The 19975-nt window shown below is 68.3% G+C and carries 10 protein-coding genes; 6 read left to right on the top strand and 4 right to left on the bottom strand.

Annotation, left to right across the window (positions count from 1 at the left end):
- Positions 1–22: 22 nt before the first annotated feature.
- Together V1634_RS08795 and V1634_RS08790 are read right to left on the bottom strand one after the other, a co-directional pair.
- Positions 23–1291, bottom strand: a complete 1269-nt coding sequence (locus V1634_RS08795; protein ID WP_331207237.1) for a serine hydroxymethyltransferase — start codon at positions 1289–1291, stop codon at positions 23–25.
- A gap of 112 nt (positions 1292–1403) precedes the next feature.
- On the bottom strand, positions 1404–2423 hold the full coding sequence (locus V1634_RS08790; RefSeq protein ID WP_331207236.1) for a LacI family DNA-binding transcriptional regulator: 1020 nt from the start codon (positions 2421–2423) through the stop codon (positions 1404–1406).
- 507 nt (positions 2424–2930) lie between these two features.
- Between V1634_RS08790 and V1634_RS08785 the strand changes: the two genes are divergently transcribed.
- Together V1634_RS08785 and V1634_RS08780 are read left to right on the top strand one after the other, a co-directional pair.
- Positions 2931–5402: a glycoside hydrolase family 2 protein gene (locus V1634_RS08785; RefSeq protein WP_407951740.1), complete on the top strand. Its 2472-nt coding sequence runs from the start codon at positions 2931–2933 to the stop codon at positions 5400–5402.
- A gap of 87 nt (positions 5403–5489) precedes the next feature.
- Positions 5490–7511 carry a cellulase family glycosylhydrolase gene (locus V1634_RS08780; RefSeq protein ID WP_331207234.1) on the top strand — a complete coding sequence of 674 codons (2022 nt, stop codon included), beginning with the start codon at positions 5490–5492 and terminating at the stop codon, positions 7509–7511.
- Between the two features lie 152 nt (positions 7512–7663).
- Here the strand turns inward: V1634_RS08780 and V1634_RS08775 are convergent, their stop codons facing one another.
- A complete protein-coding gene (locus tag V1634_RS08775) occupies positions 7664–8137 on the bottom strand; it encodes an SUKH-4 family immunity protein (protein ID WP_331207233.1) in 474 nt (157 codons plus the stop codon).
- A gap of 149 nt (positions 8138–8286) precedes the next feature.
- On the opposite strand from V1634_RS08775, the gene V1634_RS08770 reads away from it, so the two are divergent.
- The 4 genes from V1634_RS08770 (at position 8287) to V1634_RS08755 (ending at position 18443) form a co-directional block, all read left to right on the top strand.
- On the top strand, positions 8287–9456 hold the full coding sequence (locus tag V1634_RS08770) for a hypothetical protein (protein WP_331207232.1): 1170 nt from the start codon (positions 8287–8289) through the stop codon (positions 9454–9456).
- Positions 9457–9505: 49 nt separating this feature from the next.
- Positions 9506–10618, top strand: a complete 1113-nt coding sequence (locus V1634_RS08765) for a serine/threonine-protein kinase (protein WP_331207231.1) — start codon at positions 9506–9508, stop codon at positions 10616–10618.
- A gap of 86 nt (positions 10619–10704) precedes the next feature.
- A complete protein-coding gene (locus V1634_RS08760; RefSeq protein WP_331207230.1) occupies positions 10705–13518 on the top strand; it encodes a helicase-related protein in 2814 nt (937 codons plus the stop codon).
- A complete protein-coding gene (locus V1634_RS08755; protein ID WP_331207229.1) occupies positions 13515–18443 on the top strand; it encodes a DNA methyltransferase family protein in 4929 nt (1642 codons plus the stop codon). Before V1634_RS08760 ends, V1634_RS08755 begins: the two co-directional genes overlap by 4 nt.
- 20 nt (positions 18444–18463) lie before the next feature.
- Here V1634_RS08755 and V1634_RS08750 read toward each other — a convergent pair whose 3' ends face one another.
- On the bottom strand, positions 18464–19846 hold the full coding sequence (locus tag V1634_RS08750) for a toll/interleukin-1 receptor domain-containing protein (protein ID WP_331207228.1): 1383 nt from the start codon (positions 19844–19846) through the stop codon (positions 18464–18466).
- Positions 19847–19975 lie beyond the last annotated feature (129 nt).

Here is a 19975-nt window from a genome sequence, read left to right as displayed (position 1 = left end):
CCGGTCAGCGGCGACCGACCGGTCAGCCGGCCGCGTAACCCGGCATCGGGTACGCCGCCAGCAGGTCGCGTACCTCACCGGCGATCCGGTCGAGGGCGGCCTCGTCGTCCTTGATCGCCGCGCTGACCGCCTCGTCCATCCAGGCCGCCACCTGCGGCATCTGCTCCTCGGTCAGGCCCCGGGTAGTGAGCGCCGGGGTGCCGAGCCGGATGCCGGAGGGGTCGAACGGCTTGCGCGGGTCGTACGGCACGGTGTTGTAGTTGAGTTCGATGCCGGCCCGGTCCAGCGCCTGCGCGGCCGGCTTGCCGGCGATGCCCTTGCCGGTCAGGTCGGCGAGGATCAGGTGGTTGTCGGTGCCGCCGGAGGAGAGGGTGAAGCCCCGCTCGACCAGCGCCGCCGCCAGTGCTTTGGCGTTGGCGACGACCTGGTGGGCGTACCGGCGGAACTCCTCGGTGCCGGCCTCCCGCAACGCGACCGCGATGCCGGCGGTGGTGTGGTTGTGCGGGCCGCCCTGGAGGCCGGGGAAGACGGCCTTGTCCACGGCGGCGGCGTGCTCGGCGGTCGTCATGATCATCGCGCCGCGCGGGCCGCGCAGGGTCTTGTGCGTGGTGGTGGTGATCACGTCGGCGTGCCCGACCGGTGACGGGTGGGCGCCACCGGCGACCAGCCCGGCGATGTGCGCGATGTCGGCGACCAGCACCGCACCGACCTCGCGGGCGATCTCGGCGAAGCCGGCGAAGTCGATGGTGCGCGGCACGGCGGTGCCCCCGCAGAAGATCAGCTTGGGGCGCTCCCGCCGGGCCAGGTCGCGGACCTCGTCGAGGTCGATCCGGCCGGTCTCCGCGGACACGCCGTAGCGGACCGGGTTGAACCACTTGCCGGTGGCCGAGACCGACCAGCCGTGCGTCAGGTGGCCGCCCATCGGCAGTGCCATCCCGAGCACGGTGTCGCCGGGGGAGAGGAACGCCAGGTAGACGGCGAGGTTGGCCGGGGAGCCGGAGTACGGCTGCACGTTGGCGTGCGCGACCCCGAAGAGTTCCCGGGCCCGGGTCACCGCGAGCGTCTCGATCGGGTCGATGAACTGCTGACCCTCGTAGTAGCGGCGACCGGGATAGCCCTCGGAGTATTTGTTGGTCAGCACCGTGCCGCTGGCCTCGAGTACGGCGGTCGAGACGTAGTTCTCGGAGGCGATCATCCGCAGCTTGTCGTGCTGCCGGGTCGCCTCGGACTCGATCAGCGTCGCCAACTCCGGGTCGGCGGCGGTCAGGCTGGGAATCGGTGGTACGTGCACGGTGGTCGTCCTCCTGGCTTGGCTCCGCCTCGCCGCCGATGCTATCGGTTGCCCGGCCGTCGCCCGCAGCCGATGCCCCGCGCCCGGAGTCGATGCCCCGTGCCCGGTGGTCTCAGGGCTGCCGGGGCGGTGCGGTGCTGCCGCGCGGGATGAGGTGCGCGGTCTCGTCCTGGAAGTCGCCGAGCGGCTGCCCGGCGATGGCGGCGAGGAGCCGGCCGGCGGCGTGCGCCCCGTACGCCGGGATGTCCCGGTGCAGCGCGGTCAGCGACGGGTGGACGAGCTGGCAGAGCGGCGAGTCGTCCCAGGCGACGATGGAGACGTCGGTCGGCACGGTCAGCCCCATCTCCTGGGCCACCGAGAGCCCGGCGATCGCCATCACGTCGTTGTCGTACACGATGGCGGTCGGCCGGTCGGCGGAGCTGAGCAGGCGTCGGGTGGCCCGCGCGCCCTCCTCGCCGCTGTAGTCGGACGAGACGGTGACGGTGCGGTCCAGCCCGAGCCGGCGGCAGGCGGTGCCGAACGTCTCGGTGCGGATCTCGGTGTGCAGCAGCCCGGGCAGGCCGCCGACCCGGGCGATCTGGCGGTGGCCGAGCGCGACGAGGTATTCGAGCACCTCGGTCAGGGCCACCGACTCGTCCGACCAGACGTAGTCCGGCCCGCCGCGCTCGCCCGGCCCACCGATCACCACCGCCGGCAGGCCCAGCTCGGCCAGCACCGGCAGCCGGCGGTCGTCGATCCGCAGGTCGCAGACGAGTACGCCGTCCACCCGCCGCTCGCCCCACCAGCGCCGGTAGACGGCGATCTCGGCCTCCGGGCTCGCCACCACCTGGAGGGTCAGCGCGTACGACCGGGCGGAGAGTTCCGCCTCGACACCACTGATCAGCTCCATGAAGAACGGCTCGATGCCGAGGATGCGGGCAGGCCGGCAGAGCGCCAGCCCGACGGCGTTCGCGGTGGCCCCGGAGAGCGCCCGGGCGGCGCTGTTCGGGTTGAAGCCGATCTCCTGGGCGATCGCGAGAATGCGTTGCCGGGTGGCGTCCGAGACGCCGGGCTGCCCGTTCAGGGCGTAGGAGACGGCGCCCTTGGAAACTCCGGCCCGGCGGGCCACATCCGCGATCGTCGGCCGCTTCACCCGGCGCTCCTTCGTCTGCGCCGGCCCGAATTCGCTAGCCGGGCCGGTCGGGTCACCCACGCGCTGCCTCGTGCTGCCGCACGGGCGCGGCAGAGCCCGCGCGGACCACGGGAGTGAACTTTTCCGGTTAAGCATAGCGATCTGGCAATCTTGCCGACAGTGCCGGCCGGCCTGCCGGGCCTGCGGATACCGTCCGGATATTTCGAGGTCGAGAACGGCGGCGAAGGCTCGACCCGGACCGTTCGGTCATCGATTGTCGGCCATTCCTGGCCGAATTGCGGACCGTTGACAGGGCGGAGGGGCGCCCGTACGGTGACGTTACTTATCCGGTTCAGTCGACATCTCTCGATGTCTTGAGCGTGCCTCCCGGTGCGGCGACGGTGCCCTCCACCAGGGACGGCGCGCCGAGGTCGTGGTCGGTCAACCGTGTCGCCGCCGACCTGAGGAAAGTCGCCGCCGACCTGAGGAGAACGGTCGGAGTCGCGACCTGAGGAAGACGAGGTGCCCGTGACGTCCTGGCAGAGCCTGCACGACGGTTGGTCGCTGACCGCGATCGGCAACCCGGACGTTCCGGAGGCGGTCGCGTCCGCGCCGGTCCCGGCCACCGTGCCCGGCTGCGTGCACACCGACCTGCTCGCCGCCGGACTGATCCCGGACCCCTATCTCGACGAGCACGAACTCACGCTCGGCTGGATCGGCCGCACCGACTGGTGCTACCAGACCACCTTCCGGTGGGACGGCGGCGAGGACGCCGACCGGGTCGAACTGGTCTGCGCCGGCCTCGACACGGTGGCGACGGTCACCCTCAACGACGTCGAGCTGGGCCGCACCGCCAACATGCACCGGAGCTACTCCTTCGACGTCCGGGCGCTGCTGCGCAGCGGCGACAACGTGCTGCGGGTGCGGTTCGACTCGGCGTACCGGTATGCCGAGGCGGAGCAGCGGCGACTCGGCGCCCGGCCGAGGGCGTACCCGACGCCGTTCAACTTCATCCGCAAGATGGCCTGCAACTTTGGTTGGGACTGGGGCCCGGAGCTGGTCACCGCCGGGATCTGGCAGGAGATCGGGCTGCGGAGCTGGCGGACCGCGCGGCTGGCCGAGGTCCGCCCACAGGTCACTGTCGTCGGCACCGAGGGCCGGGTCGCGGTACGTGTCGACGTCGACCGGGCCGACGACGGCGCCGCCACCGAGCCGCTCACCGTCCGGGCCGCCCTGGCCGGCGAGGTCGCCGAGACGGTGCTCGCACCCGGGCAGCGCAGCGCCGAGCTGACCCTCGCCGTCGCCGACCCCGAACTGTGGTGGCCCCGGGGGTACGGCGCGCAGCCGCGCTACCCGCTGGCCGTCACCCTGCACGCCGGTGACCGGGAGCTGGACGGCTGGCAGCGGAAGGTCGGCTTCCGCTCGGTACGTCTCGACACCGCCGCCGACGAGCACGGCTCGGCGTTCACCGTCGTCGTCAACGACCTGCCGGTCTTCGCCCGGGGCGTGAACTGGATCCCGGACGACTGCTTCCCGCACCGGGTGACCCGGCAGCGCTACGCCGAACGCCTCCGCCAGGCCTGTGACGCGAACGTCAACTTCCTGCGGATCTGGGGCGGCGGCCGGTACGAGTCCGAGGACTTCTACGACCTCGCCGACGAGCTGGGCCTGCTGGTCGGGCAGGACTTCCTCTTCTCCTGCGCCGCCTATCCGGAGGAGGAGCCGTTCCGCACCGAGGTACGCGCCGAGGCGGCCGAGCAGATCGTCCGGCTGGCCAGCCATCCCAGCCTGGTGCTCTGGTTCGGTAACAACGAGAACATCTGGGGCTGGCACGACTGGGGCTGGCAGCAGGAGCTGGCCGACCGCACCTGGGGTGCCGGCTACTACTTCGAGCTGCTGCCCGGCCTGCTGGCCGAACTGGACCCGAGCCGGCCGTACTGGCCGGGCAGCCCGTGGTCGGGACGGCCGGAGATCCACCCGAACGACCCGGCGCACGGCAGCATGCACATCTGGACGGTCTGGAACCAACTCGACTACACGCACTACCGGGACTACCTGCCCCGGTTCGTCGCCGAGTTCGGCTGGCAGGGCCCGGCCAGTCACGCCACGCTGCGCCGGGCCATCTCCGATCCGCGGGGGCTGGCCGAGGACTCGGCCGCGATGGCGCACCGGCAGAAGGCCGGCGACGGCCGGCTCAAGCTGGCCCGGGGACTGGCGGCGCACCTGCCGGCGCCGCGCGACTTCGACGACTGGCACTACCTGACCCAGCTCAACCAGGCCCGGGCGATCAGTGTCGGGGTGGAGCACCTGCGGTCGTACCGGCCGGTCTGCATGGGCAGCGTCGTCTGGCAGCTCAACGACTGCTGGCCGGTCACCTCCTGGGCCGCCGTCGACGGCGACGGCCGGCGCAAACCCCTCTGGTACGCGCTGCGCCGCGCCTACGCCGATCGGCTGCTCACCATCCAGCCGAGGCAGGGCGGGCTGGCCCTGGTCGCGGTCAACGACGGCGGCGCACCGTGGACCGGTCGGGTGGACGTGACCCGGCTGACCCTGGCCGGCGAGCCGAGGGGCAAGTCGTCGGTCGAGTTGTCCGTCCCGCCGTACTCGGAACTCACCTGGCCGCTGCCGGCGGACGTCGCCGGTCCGGACGACCCGCGCGCCGAGCTGCTGGTCGCCGATCCCGGCGAGGACGGCGAGCGGACCTTCTGGTTCTTCGCCGAGGATCACGAGCTGGCCTATCCGGCGGCCGAGTACGACGCCACGGTCGAACCGGCGCCGGAGGGCGTACGGGTCCGGGTGACCGCCCGGACGATCCTGCGCGACCTGCTGCTCGCCCCGGACCGGCTCGACCCGGCGGCGGAGGTCGACGAGGCGCTGGTCACGCTGCTGCCGGGGGAGTCGACCACCTTCACCGTACGGTCCGCGGCGCCGCTGGACCCGGCGGCGCTGACCGCCCCTCCGGTGCTCCGCTGCGTCAACGACATGGTGGCGCGGCGGTGATCCGTCGCTCCGGCTCGTCGCACTGATCCATACCCCCGATCCGCACCCCTGTCCCGGACACCGCTCCCGGAAGGATCACCACCGCCCATGAAGCGCCATGTCCCGCTGCTGCTGGGGCTGGTCGGGCTGCTGCTCGCGGCCGCACCGGCACCCGCCTCCGCCGCCCCGCCCGGCTCGCCCGACTCCGCCGGCTCCGGCCGGTCCAGCGCCTCCAGCCGGTCCGCCGGGTTCGTCGTCCGCCACGGCGACCAGCTCATGCTCGACGGCAAGCGGTTCCGGTTCGCCGGGACCAACAACTACTACCTGATGTACAAGTCCCGGACGATGGTCGACGACGTCTTCGCCGACGCGAAGGCGGCCGGGTTCACCGTGCTGCGGCACTGGGGCTTCCTCGACATCGGCACTCCCGGCGGGACCGACTCGGTCGCCGGGCCGGCCGACGGCGTCTACTTCCAGTACTGGGACGGCGCGAAGCCGGCGTACAACGACGGGCCGGACGGGCTGGAACGCCTCGACTACGTCCTCTACGCCGCCCGGCAGGCCGGGATCAAACTGGTGATCCCCCTGACCAACAACTGGCGCGACTTCGGCGGCATGGACCAGTACGTCCGCTGGCGCGGTGGGCAGTACCACGACGAGTTCTACACCGACCCGGTGATCAGGGGCTGGTACAAGGACTGGATCTCGCACGTGCTCAACCGGACCAACACGCTGACCGGGGTGGCGTACAAGGACGATCCGACGGTGATGACCTGGGAGCTGGGCAACGAGCCGAGGTGCAAGGGCTCCGGCGTCTACCCGATGTCACCGACCTGCACCCCGGCGGTGTTGACCGCCTGGGCCGACGAGATGACCCGGCACGTGAAGTCGGTCGACCGCCGGCACCTGGCCAGCGTCGGTGACGAGGGCTTCTACTGCGACGATCCGGCCAGCTCGGACTGGACCGTCAACTGTGGCGAGGGCGTCGACTCGGTGGCGCTGACCCGGCTGCCGGCGGTGGACGTGGTCTCGTACCACCTCTATCCCGACCACTGGGGCAAGGACGCGGCCTGGGGAGTCGAGTGGATCAAACGGCACAACCGGGACGCCCGGCGGCTCGGCAAGCCGGTGATGCTCGGCGAGTTCGGCTACCTCGACAAGGCGACCCGGAACCCGGTCTACCAACGGTGGACGGACGCCTTCATCGCCAGCGGCGGCACCGGCTTCCTCTACTGGATCCTCTCCGGCGTCCAGGACGACGGCACGCCCTATCCGGACTACGACGGTTACACCGTCTACTGCCCGAGCCCGGTGTGCAGCACGCTCTCCAACGCCGGTGACGAACTCGTCCGGGGGCAGCGCTCCCGACCGCCGGTCGCCGACGTCGACGCCGCCGTCACCGAGTCGGGTACGCCGGTCACCCTGACCCCCGCGGCGAACGACATCGCGTACCGGACGACGGTGCGGCCGGCCAGCATCGACCTCGATCCGGCCACCGCCGGACAACAGCGCTCGGTGAGCGTCGCCGGGGGCGTCTTCGCGCTCGACGCGGCCAGCGGGACTGTCACGTTCACCCCGGCGGAAGGCTTCCAGGGCCGGGCGGTCGCCTCGTACACCATCCGCGACCAGGCCGGCCGTACGTCGAACCCGGCCGACCTGACCGTGACGGTGAAGCCGGCTCCCGGTGATCCGATCCTGATCGCCTCCTGGGAGACCGGGGTCGAGGGTTGGGCGCCCGGCAACTGGCAGACCGACGCCGGGACCGTCGCCCCGACCACCGACTTCCACACCCACGGCTCGGCCGGGCTGCGGGTCGCGGCGACCGGTGGCGGCTGGTTCGGGGTGACCCTGCCCAACCCGGTGGACCTGTCCGCCAAGGCGACCCTGCGCTACGACCTGCGGGTCGACCCGACGATCGGCACGTCGACGTCGATCGCGCTACAGACCGGTCCGGAGTACGCCTGGTGCCAGTCCACCTTCGGCTGGCTGTCGCAGGGCACCGAGACGACGGTGACGGTCGACCTGCTCACCGAGATGTCCTGTGACGCGGCGGCACTGGCCGACGTACGCGGGATCCTGATCTGGGTCAGCCCGGGAACCCACGACCTGGACCACCTCCGCGCCGAATGAGCCGGGTTGGCCGGTTGCGGTCGGACGTCCGCCCGCAACCGGCCTCGGTGGAGGACTGGCGCTGGACGCCGATCCCGCGGTGCTGGGACCGCTGTGACCGTCCGACCTAGCTGATGCAGGCGCAGCCAGGTTCCCGATAATCGGGGGAAGAGTCAGAGGTCCGATTGGTCGGCGTAGTTACCGGCAGCGATGTCCCATGAGAGGCAGTCCCAGTAGTTGTCCCCGATCATCGCCGGCGCATCCCACTTCGCGATGACCCACTGCATCTCGTTCTTGGCATCTTCCCAGCCGTCGGGGTCGCCACCGACGATCGCGGGCACAAGATCGGCGACCAGGCGTAGCGAGCGGCCGTACAGCTCGAGCGACGAGTTCACGAACGTGAGCGACCGGTGGTGGTCGATGACCTGTACGGCACCCGTGTCCAGGTCGAGACAGAATTCGCCGCCCCATGCGTCGGTGCCGTAGCCGAATCGCAACATGCCATCCCGGAGGCTCAAGTTCGGGCCGGGCAGAAACAGGTCGACACCGTCGAGTCGTAGCGATTCCGGCAGGTCGGCCGCAGCCAGTCGCTTCCGCAACTCAGGCGACAGTGACCCCCACCCGTCGAGTTCTTCCAGCACGGACATGGCGGTCAACCTATCGAGGGTCAGCCGGCAGCGCGGGGATCAACTCGGCCAGGACGGCCCCCGGCCGATCCGGTAGAGAGCCATACCGTTTCACCTTTGATCGCGTCGAGTTACCCTAAAGACACTTAGAGTTGTCGATAGGGGTCGACGTGGCGCCCGATCAGACTCAACCGCTCCGTTCTCCGTTCCGGACCATCGAGGGGCTCGGCCGCACGCTGCTGGCGCAGTGCGGAATCGCCGACATCGACGACGTCAGAAGAGTCGTGAACCGCCCCGGCACCGGCCTCGTCGTCACCGCCTACCAGGGCAACCTTGCCGGGATCTACCACTGGGCGCGTTACCTCGTGGAGAAGGGCTACGACCGTCCGCTCCTGCTGGACGCCAACCGGTACGGCGGGAACGGGCGACTGCCCGCCGCCACCCCGTTCAACCCGGACTGGCTGGCACGGCAGCGGGACCTGGGACTGCCGGTGCTCACCGACTCGGGCTACGTGGGGCCGGACGACCTCGACGGGCTCGTCGCGATCCTGGGCCGGACGGCGATGATCGACGACGCGATCGCACTGCTGCCACTGCACCTGTCCTGGCTCAGGATGCCAGGCGCCCGGGACGCCCTGCTGCGGCAGGTGCGCGCGTTCGCCGTGCCGATCGCGCTCGTCGTCGAGCACCAGGCCGACCCGTTCGGCGTACGGGGCGTCGTTGACGGGCTGATCGAACTGTTGAACTGCGAGGTGCCGCTGCTCGTACTGCGCTGCGACATCTCCGCGTTGGGCGCGCTCTGCTGCGGCGCGGTTGCGGCGGCGGTCGGCACCCGCGCCGCCCTGCGTCACCTCTATCCCATGGTCCCGACGCAGTCGCGTCGTCGTCGGTCACCGCCAGCGCCGTCCGTCGTCGTGTCCGGCTGCCTGTCGTACAAGCGGCTCAGCACGGTGGCCCGGACGAAGCGACAGCACCCGGACAGCAACCTGTGGTGGTGTGGCTGTTCGACCTGCGAGGGCAGGGACCTGGACTGGATACTGCACCGTCCTGAGTGGATGCGCGAGAAGCTGTCCTTCCAGCACTCGCTCGACGCCGTCCTGGAACTGCGCGAACAGCTCGTCGGGCCGGATCCCCGGCAGGACCCGTTGACCTGGCGGGCCCGGTGCGCCAATGCCGCGTACCGGCGTCGGGAGGTGGGCTGGGAGCCGTTACCCGCCCTCGACCGCTGGCAAGAGGCGATCGGGCTACCCCCATCGGATGATCCGTCGCCCCCGCCATACCGTCCGGGTCGGAGCATTCCGCCGCAACGGGGGAGTGATCGGACGACAACGCCAGAGTGATCGCCGGTAATGTGCTGAGGGCCATCGTGTTGGGGAGGCGATCCGGCGCGTGACAGTGCCACCCACGTTGCAGCAGCTCGGCGACTACCGGCTCATCCGTCCACTGGGATCGGGAGGCATGGGAGACGTCTACTTCGGTGTGTCGCCGACGGCGGACCGGGTCGCGGTCAAAGTCATTCGACGGCACCTGCTTACCGATCCGACGGTGCGGCAGCGGTTCGCCGCCGAGGTGGAGAGCCTGCAACTCGTCTGGGGTTCACGGGTCGCCCGCCTTGAGGCCGCCGATCCGCTCGGTGATCCCGCCTGGTTGGCGGTCGAGTACGTGCCCGGCTCGACCCTGATGCAGCACGTCGAGCAGCGCGGTCCACTGTCGATGCCGCTGGTGGCGATGGCAGGGGCGATGCTGGCCGACGGGCTGGACCGGGTGCACCAGGCCGGCCTGGTGCACCGGGACCTGAAGCCACACAACATCATCCTGGGTCGGGACGGGCCGGTACTGATCGACTTCGGGCTGGCGGTGCTCACCGAGCGGGGCGACTACCTGACCGATCCCGGCGGGCTGGTCGGCACACCCGACTACATGTCCCCGGAGCGGATCCAGGGCGAGCGGAACATGGCCGCCGGCCCGGACATCTACGGCCTCGCCGCCACGCTGGTGTTCGCGCTCACCGGGCACAAACTCTATTCCGCCGGGAACGGACTGCACGGACTGCTGCTCCAGATCACCGACCCGGACGTGCTGCCGAATCTGTCCGGCGTCCCGGCCGAGGCGGTACCGGTGCTCGGCGCGATGCTCGCGCACGATCCGACCGCCCGGCCCAGCCTGGCCGCCGTACGGACCCGGCTGCTCGCGATCGCGACCGCTGGCGGGGTACCGGTCATCGAGATGCGTCGCCGGGTGGGCGAGCTGACCTTCGACGGCAGCACCGAGATCGTGGTGCCGCCGGAGTTCGCCGATCCATCGACGGATCCCGAGGACACCCGGCCGGACAGTGCCGGCAGCCCGGACGACGACGGGCCGGACACCGCAGTGGATACGGATCCGCCGGTACGGCTGCCGACCACGCTGGTCGACCCCGATCCGCCGGACAGGCCACGCGCCGAGGTCGGCTGGCTGATCGACAAGCTGCGTCAGCAGTACGCCCGACGCGCCACCCTCTGACCCCGTTCGCCGCCCGCCACCGCTCTGCTCGACGCCACCCTGCTCGACACAACAGAACATCCCCTCCCGCGAAGGACGCCCAGCCCATGACGCCTCCGCCCCCGCCCGCGGCCATCCAGTTCGCGCCCGGATCGCGCATCCTCGTCCGAGACGAGGAATGGCTGGTCCGGACCGCCAAACCGGCCCGGGACGGCACGATGGTCAAGGCCGTCGGAGTTTCCGAGTTCGTCCAGGACGTCGAGGCGACGTTCTTCACCGAGCTGGACGACGTCCGGGCGATGCGGCCGGAGGAGACCGTTCTGGTCCAGGACACGTCGTCGCGGTTCCGGAAGAGCCGGCTGTTCCTGGAGGCGGTGCTCCGGCGTACCCCGTTGCCGCAGTCGGAGCGCGGCCTGGCGCTGGCCGACCGGTTCCTGCTGGACCCGCTGACCTACCAGCAGCGGCCGGCCGAGCTGGCGCTCTCCGGGCTGCGCCCCCGGATCCTGCTCGCCGATGTCGTCGGGCTCGGCAAGACCCTGGAGATCGGGCTGATCCTGGCCGAGCTGATCCGGCGGGGACGCGGTGACCGGATCCTGGTGGTCTCGCCGCAGCAGGTGCTGGAGCAGTTCCAGCGCGAGTTGTGGACCCGGTTCGCCATCCCGCTGGTCCGGCTCGACTCGACCGGCATCCAGCGGATCCAGCAGGAGATCCCAGCCGGGCGGAACCCGTTCACCTACTTCAAGCGGGCGATCATCTCGGTCGACACCCTCAAGGACGCCGGCCAGTTCGGTCACCACCTCGACGCGATCGAGTGGGACGCGGTGGTGATCGACGAGTCGCACAACCTGATCAACAAAGGCACCCAGCGCAATGAGCTGGCCCGCCGGCTGGCCGCCAAGACCGACGCGTTGCTGCTGGCCAGCGCCACCCCGCACAACGGGGACAAGAGGTCGTTCGCCGAACTGATCTCGTTGCTGGACCCGGCCGCGATCACCGACCCCGACGACTACACCGCCGAGGACATCGCGCATCTCTACCTGCGCCGGACGAAGATCAGCCCGGAGGTACGGGACCAGATCGGCAACCGCTGGGCCGACCGTGGGCCGTCCCGGGCCCTGCACTGCCCGGCCTCCGACGCCGAGGAGCGGATCTTCGCCGAGCTGACCGAGGTGTGGCTGGCCGGCGAGTGGACCGACGCGCCGCTGCGCGGACAGGACCGGCTGTTCCCGTACACCCTGTTGAAGTCCTTTCTCTCCTCGCACGTCGCGCTCGCCGCGACGGTGGCGAACCGGTCGAAGAAGGCGACCGGCCGGGAGCGGGCGGCGTTGGACCGGCTCGCGGAGCTGACGGCGGAGATGTCCGACGACGACTCCAGCAAGCTGGACCGGCTGGTGGCGGAGCTGCGGGACAAGATCGGGGTCGGGCCGGGCAGCTCGGTCCGGGCGGTGGTCTTCTCCGAGCGGGTGCCGACGCTGAAGTGGCTGGCCGAGGTGGTGCCGCGCCGACTCGGCCTCAAACCCTCGGCGGTACGCACCCTGCACGGCGGGCTGACCGACGCCGAGGAGCAGCAGGTGTTGCAGGAGTTCGAGCTGGCCGGAAGCGCCGTCCGGCTGCTCTTCACCGGCGACGTCGCCTCGGAGGGGGTGAACCTGCACCAGCAGTGCCACCACCTGGTGCACTACGACATCCCGTGGAGCCTGATCCGGATCGAGCAGCGCAACGGCCGGATCGACCGGTACGGCCAGCGGCACGAGCCGCAGTTCCGGGCGCTGATCCTCACCTCGAACGTGGCGGACGCCAAGGACGACCGGACGGTGGCGGAGAAGCTCCTCGACCGGGAGGAGGCGGCACACCGCAGCCTCGGCAGCGTGGAGGCGATGACTGGCCTCTACGACGCCAAGCTGGAGGAGGACCGGCTGGTCCGGGACCTGCTGGAGGGCAAGACGGTCGACGAGTCGTACGCCGCCGGTGCGTCCGAGGTCGACGTGCTCGCCGACCTGATGGCCTCGGTGGGTGAGGCGCCGGTCGGTGCGGAACCGAAGCGGGTGCAGGTGCCGAGGCTCTTCGCCGCGACCAGCGACTTCGTCGACACCGCGCTGGCCGAGCTGTACGACGACCGGCCCGACGACCGGATCGGGTTGCGCCGGGAGGACGAGCTGATGTCGTTCCTCGCCCCGGCCGACCTGGTGCAGCGGCTCGGTGACCTGCCCCGGTCCTATCTGCGGGCGCACGCCGAGGGCGAGGACCTGCGGTTGAAGGTGACCTTCGACCGGCGCCTCGCGCAGCGGAAACTGGACGAGGCCCGGGAGTCGACGAAACCGGCCTGGCCGGAGATCGCTTTCCTCAGCGACGTACATCCGATGGTGGAGTGGTTGGTCGACAAGGTGCTGGCCCGGCTCGGCCGGCAGCAGGCGCTGGTGCTGACGGCAGCCGTACCCGATCCGGTCTTCCTGGTCCAGGGCGTCTACTGCAACCGGCTCGGCCAGCCGACGGTGGTGGAGTGGATGGCGGTCTCCGGGCTGCCGGACGCGCCCCGGGTCGGCCCGATGGTCGACGCGCTGACGGACGCGAAGGTCGGGCCGCAGTTGGCGAACCCGGGCCGGCGGATTCCACTGGACCGGCTTCAGGCGCTGGTGCCGGCGGCGGTCGAGGCGGCCCGGGTCGACCTGGCGGCCCGGCGGGCCGAGTGGGACGCCGAGATCGCCGCCCCGCTGCGGGAGCACCGCCGCAAGCTGGAGCGCTTCGAACAGGAGAGCCTGTTCGGCGAGCTGGCACCCGGGCAGCGGGAGCGACGCCGGCAGCGGGTGTCCCGCACCGTACGGGAGCAGACCGACCTGGTCACCCGGTTGGAAACCGTCGGCGAGCCGCTGCTGCGGGTGCTCGCCGTCCTCGTCGACGACACCTCGGAGGGTGTGGCATGAGTTTCGAGTCGCTGACCAACCGGGGTGAGTACCTCTCCGCGCACTACCTGGCCGAGGTGCTGCCGACCACCCTCAAGGGCGGCCTGGTCAAGCGCTGGTCGGAGGAGGAGCGGGGTGGCCGGCTGACGCCGAGGGCCGGGCTGCGGGGCTTCCGGCGGGACTACTTCGACCGGAAGATCGAGCTGGCCGACCCGGAGCTGTTCGACCCGGAACGGCTGCGGAAGCTGCACTTCGAGCTGCTGAAGGTGCTCGGCTTCGGCGACCCGCAGGCGGGCACCATCACCGTGGAGCGGGCCGGGCAGGAGCAGGAGATCCCGGTCGCGCACGCCGAGCTGGGCACCGGCCCCGGGATCGTGGCGGTGGAGTGCGGCTGGGCGGTGGACACCGATGCGGCGCAGGATCCGACCGAGGCGGGCCGGCTGCTCAGCCCGGTCGAGCTGGCCGGCGGTGAGCGACTGGAGACCGGGGCGAAGCTCGCCTCGTGGCTCTTCGCGGCCGAGCAGCCACCGAGATATGTGCTGATCATGAGCGGTGGGGTGATCACCCTCGCCGACCGGAGCGTCTGGGGCGAGGGCCGCTATCTGGCGGTCAGCCTCGACGTGGCGTACGGCCGGAACGACGAACGGGAGCTGGACGTCGTCGCGGCGCTTTTCGGCGCGGACTCGCTGCGCCCGCCCGCCGAGGGCGGCAGCGAGCCGCTGGCCGACCTGGTCGCCGGCTCCCGGCAGCACGCGGTCGGGGTCAGCGGCGAGTTGCGCGAGGGGCTGCGTACCTCGGTCGAGCTGATCGCCAACGAGGTGCTGGACCGGATCCGCGAGGCTGGCTATCGGCCGGAGCAGGTCGCCGACCTGGACGAGCTGGCCCGCGACCTGCGCCGGGAGGCGCTGCGCTACCTCTACCGGATTCTCTTCCTGCTCTACGCCGAGGCCCGCCCCGAACTGGGGGTGCTGCCGGTCAACGATCCCGAGTACGTCTCCGGCTACAGTCTGGCCCGGCTCGGTGACCTGATCTCGCGGCGGCTGCCACCCTCGGCCGAGGAGGGTTTCCACCTCTACGAGTCGCTGGACCTGCTCTGCCGAATGGTCAACGAGGGCCACCGGCCGCGTGGCGCGGGCGAGGAGGTCGGGGAGCAGACGAGTGAGGACGTGGGGCTGCGGTTCGAGCCGATGCGCTCGGACCTGTTCCTGCCGGAGGCGATCCGGCTGATCGGCCGGCAGATCCCGCAGCCGGGCGGCGACGAGGACGACGACTCGGACGACTTCGACGGCCCGGACGCGCCGAAGCTGGACACCCGGCTGCGCAACCGCACCCTCTACCAGGTGCTGCGCCGACTGATGATCACCAAGGGCGGCAAGCGGAAGCGTGGCGGTTTCATCTCGTACGCCCAGTTGGGGATCAACCAGCTCGGCGCGGTCTACGAGGGGCTGATGTCGTACACCGGATTCGTCGCCACCGAGCGGCTGTACGAGGTGGCGAAGCACGGCGACCCGAAGGACGGCTCGTGGATGATCCCCGAGTCGAAGGTGGACGACTACGACGACGAAGTCTTCGTGCTGAAGGAGAACCCGGTCACCGGGGCGAAAAGCCGGATCCCGTACGAGCCGGGCTCGTTCGTCTACCGGCTCGCCGGGCGGGACCGGCAGACAAGCGCTTCCTACTACACCCCACAATCGTTGACCGAGGTCACCGTCCAGCTCGCGCTGAAATACCGGATCGAGGAAGCTGGCGACGGGCTGCGCGCCCGGGACCTGCTGGACTGGACGATCTGCGAGCCGGCGCTCGGCTCCGGCGCCTTCCTCAACGAGGCGATCAACCAGGTCGCCGCCGAATACCTGCGGCGGCGCCAGGAGGAGCTGGAGACCGCGCTCGAACCGGAGGACTATCACCTGGAGTTGCAGCGGGTGAAGGCGTACATTGCGCTGCACAACTGCTATGGCGTCGACCTGAACCGGACCGCGGTCGAGCTGGCCGAGGTGTCGCTGTGGCTGAACGTGATGCATGTTGGGTTGCAGGCACCGTGGTTCGGGCTGCACCTCAAGCGGGGCAACTCGCTGATCGGGGGTGGACGGCGGCTCTACCGGCCGGAACAGCTCGCCGACAAGTCGTGGCTGAACACGGCTCCGGAGGACCGGCCGTTCCGGGACGGGGCGATCGAGCCGGGCACCATCCACCACTTCCTGCTTCCGGCCGACGGGTGGGGCGCGGTCGCGGGGGAGAAGGAGGCCCGCGAGCTGGCGCCGGCCGAGACCGAAAAGCTCAAGAAATGGCGTACGGCGATGAAGCGCGTGCCGTCGGCCAAGGGGACGAAGAAGCAGCCGTCGCAGGTGGCGCGCTTGCAGGGGCTGGCTCGACGGGTTGAGTACCTGTGGAAGCTGGTGCAGGACCGACTGGCCATCTCTGAACGGGAGATCCGCCGGGACATCAAGGTCTGGGGCGCCGACGACCTGCCCGAGGTAACCGAGGCGGTGGCCAGGGAAAAGATTCTGGCCGACCTGACCGCGCACGGCACGCCGTACTGGCGGCTGAAGACCCTGATGGACGTCTGGTGTGCGCTCTGGTTCTGGCCGCTGGACAAGGTCGGCCTGCTCGATGGCTCCGACTCGGCGGCGTACCCGGCTACGCCGGTCGAGGTCACCCATGTTCGCGAGGAGCCGGCCTACGACGAACCGGCGGTCTACGAGGTTGCGGACATCTTCGGCCAGGTGGAGTCGCAGCAGTTGAAGATGCCTGTTCGGTCGATCGGCACACGCCGGGTGACGGTTGCCGAGCAGCTCCGTCAGCAGGTGGCGTTGGCCAGCCTGGACGACTGGCTGACCTTCGCCGAGGCGCTTGTCGGCCGACGTGACATGGACGAGGACACCGAGCGGTTCTGGGGCCGGAAATTCGACAGTCTGACTGAGATGGACGACTTCGAGGGCAGCCTCGACGGTCTGGTCGGGGTCGACTCGCCCTGGACTCTCGCCGAGCGCTTTCCCTGGCTGCTCGCCGCCGAACGGATCGCAGACCAGCAGGGCTTCTTTCACTGGGAACTGACCTTCGCCCAGGCGTTCGGCAAGGGCGGCTTCGACCTTCAGGTCGGCAACCCGCCATGGGTGCGGCCTAGGTGGCTGGAGAGCCTTGTTCTTGCTGAACGGGATCCCTGGTTTGCTCTCGTGGACAAGGTTGTGCCGTCGTTTTGGCAAACCCGAAGAAGTGCGCTTGCGCTGGCCAACGATCCCTTCTACCTAAACGAACTAATCGCGACGTTTGGAACAGTAGCATTTCTGACCTCTCCCGTTGCATATCAGCTTCTGGCTGGAACGCAGCCGGACTACTATCGAGCGTTCATGTGCCGAGTGTGGTCTAACCTTAGCCCGTCAGGGATCGGCGCTCTCATCCATCCAGATTCCCATTTTGGCGGAGTCAAGGAAGGTCGACTCCGATCGGTTGCCTATCACCACCTTCGCCTCCATGCCCACTTTCAAAACATGCGCCTTTTGTTTCCCGAGGTGGACTGGAACAAGCAGTTTGGCATTCATCTCTACGGGCGTGATCGGGGGACTGTTTCGTTCAAGCATTTGAGTTGGCTCTATGCGACCGAAACCCTCGCGGAATCGCTGGAGCATAGCGGGGATGGAGACCTTCCAGGGATGAAGTATGAGGGGTCCTGGGATTTGCGCCCGCATCTTGGGCGGGTGCTGACAGTGACTGTCGAGACTCTTGCTATTTGGAAATCTTTTCTCGGCTCAGACGCACCACTTGAGATGACGCAGCTTATATATCCCGTGACGGTTGCCGAACAGAAAGCTATCTTTGCGCTTGGCAAAGTCGAACGACGCGTCGTAGATGCCGCGCCAATGATCAGCTCCGGGCTTCATGAAAAGGGTGCCAAGGATGTCGGGTTGATACGCTGGGACACCTCGGACCCTGGTGACTGGGGCGAAGTTGTCCTGCAAGGACCGCACTTGAACGTTGCCAACCCACTTTCAAAGCATCCGAATATCCCTTGTAAAAGCAACAAGGATTACGAGGCATTCTATCTGCCTGCTATGAGTTCAACTGCGGTCCCACGAACCAACTACCGGCGTGCGACGGATATCGCGACATACGACGGCGCAAAAAGCTTGTGGAGGTCTGCCAGTTATACCTCGTATTTCCGAATTGCCTGGCGAGAAATGGTGCCCTTGAGCACCGAGCGAAGCTTGTTTGCTGCGTTGATACCTCCAGGACCCACGCACGTCCATGGAGTTCGCTCGATGGCGTTCGGGTCCAACCGGGAGACCGCCCTTAATGCTGGGTTTTGGGCCTCTCTACCCCTGGACTACCTGCTGCGAATTTCCGGAAGGGGCCATCTGGACGTATCAGAGGCGAATGCCATGCCCATTCCTGACCCGGATCATCCCCTTGCTGCGGCCCTATTGCTTCGGGTGCTGCGACTGAACTGTCTTACTTCTGCTTACGCTCCGCTATGGAGCGAACTATTCAGCCCAGTTTGGCAGCAGGAGCGTTGGGCTATGGAGTGGGAATCCCTGCCGGAGGCTCAGGATCTTGGAAATGTGGCTCCGATTTGGGAACGCGGCACACCGCTGAGGACAGAGCGTGCCCGACGGGCGGCGCTTGTGGAAATAGACGCTCTGGTTGCGGTTTTCCTCGGAATTCAACTCGACGAGCTGCTCTCGATGTATCGCGCGCGTTTCTCGGTCCTAGCGGGCTATGAATCGGCGATGTGGTTCGATTCTACGGGGCGACGGATTACACGTGATTACTACGCCCGAGGGGTGGGGCAACGGCAGGGTTCGTACGAGCATCTGATGGCGCATCTTGAGGACCCGGACCGCAATCCGGTGCCTGATGGGTACGAGCTTCCGTTCTACCGGGCAGATCGCGAGAGGGAGTACGAGCAGGCGCACACAAAGTTTGCTCGGCGGCTCGCGGCACAAACTTAAGGATTTGATAGGGGGAGAAGTTAACTCTCTTTTCTCTGAATTCGTAGCACGACGGGCTTCGAGTTGTCCACCGAGATCGTGGCGTCGTACTCGCCGCCTTCCTGCTGAGACGTGTGACCAATGAGGAAGGCGTTGTATTCAACCGTCAATGTGTAGTTCCCCACGACATGGATTAGGCCGGAAGGTGGGTCGAATGTGGCTTGTGCGTTGATGGTCGGATTACCCTTGAGGGTCCAAATGGCCCTGTCGCTCGTAACGGGAGCCTTGCCGGTCGGGCATTCAGGCGGCATGGGGGAAGATTTCACTGAGGCGCAGCGTTCAAAGGCGGTTCGCACAAGCGCGCGCAGTGCATCCTCTGACAAATTCGGGTTCCGCTTCGCGGTAGATGGCTTAGGGGAGTCGTCGAACCTGCCGATCTCGATGACCTTTGCGCGACTGTCAGCCCATTCCACTCTAGCCCAATAATGCACAACTCTAAGTTTGAGCCTGGGCTGTCCTCGCATCTCCTTGTAGGATACCGTCATTACGGCCGTGCCTAAGACATGAAATCGTCCCTCTTCTCCGTTGTAACGAATAAGGGCTCCGTCTTTTGGGTCGCCGTGAAGGCGCCATTGCACGTCCTCGACATCGCTTGTTATCTTGTCATCCACGGATTGTGGGCAGTGCACGGGGCTGAGAGCTTTGACCTGACTGCATGCCTGGAGGGTGGCGATTGTGGTGTTGAGAACTGCCTCGTCATTTGCGCCTGCGGGGCGGATGCCGTTTTCAACAGGAAATGACGATTTTACTTCAGGCGTATCCTTCAGGACGCCAGAGCAGCAAGATACTGCTAATGCGGCAGTTAGTGCTAGCGCTAAAAGGATGGCTCTGGGGCTAGCGGGTCGCTGGGGCGCCGAAGCTCCTGCTACCGGATCGTCACGCGGCCCGGGAAATGGTGCGCGGGACTGGTCCATACTGCCCGATGGCGGCTGGTCGCCGGGAAAGACAGCCGAGGTCGGTCGCGGCCGGTTGCGGTCTACACCGGTCAGGAGCCGGTCGCGGGCCTCTGGCTCGCGTGCCCCGACGAGGTCCACCCACACTCGAGTTGCCAACAATCCGGGCGGCTTACAATCTCGTACTCGTACTGGCACCAGCAGCCCTAGCTCTCCACTGGGATCCTTAGCGAACGCCGCCCGCCACTCTGCCTCGCTGAACGCCGAGCCGAAGTAGTCAGGGGAAAGCACCGCAACCGTCCGCTGCGCTGACTTGGCTGCCTTGTGCATCTCGTGCAGGAAATCAGTGCCCGGGGTGAAGTCCCAAGCTTGTAGCACCGTGGAGTAGCCGGCAGCTTCCAACTCAACGGCGATCCACTGCGCCCAGGGATCATCCACACTCGTGTAGCTGATGAAGAAGTCAGACCCCATACCCTCGCCAAATCGCTAAACTAGACGTCCCACTCTTAGCCTTTGTCTATGCCAACCGAGTATCATGCCGATGATCCATTGATCGATCAATACCGCATGTAGTCGGATGATAGACAGTCAAATATGGCA

Source organism: Plantactinospora veratri (genome assembly GCF_036421995.1).
Classification (GTDB): Bacteria; Actinomycetota; Actinomycetes; order Mycobacteriales; family Micromonosporaceae; genus Plantactinospora; species Plantactinospora veratri.
This window is presented reverse-complemented; position numbering and strand designations above follow the sequence as displayed.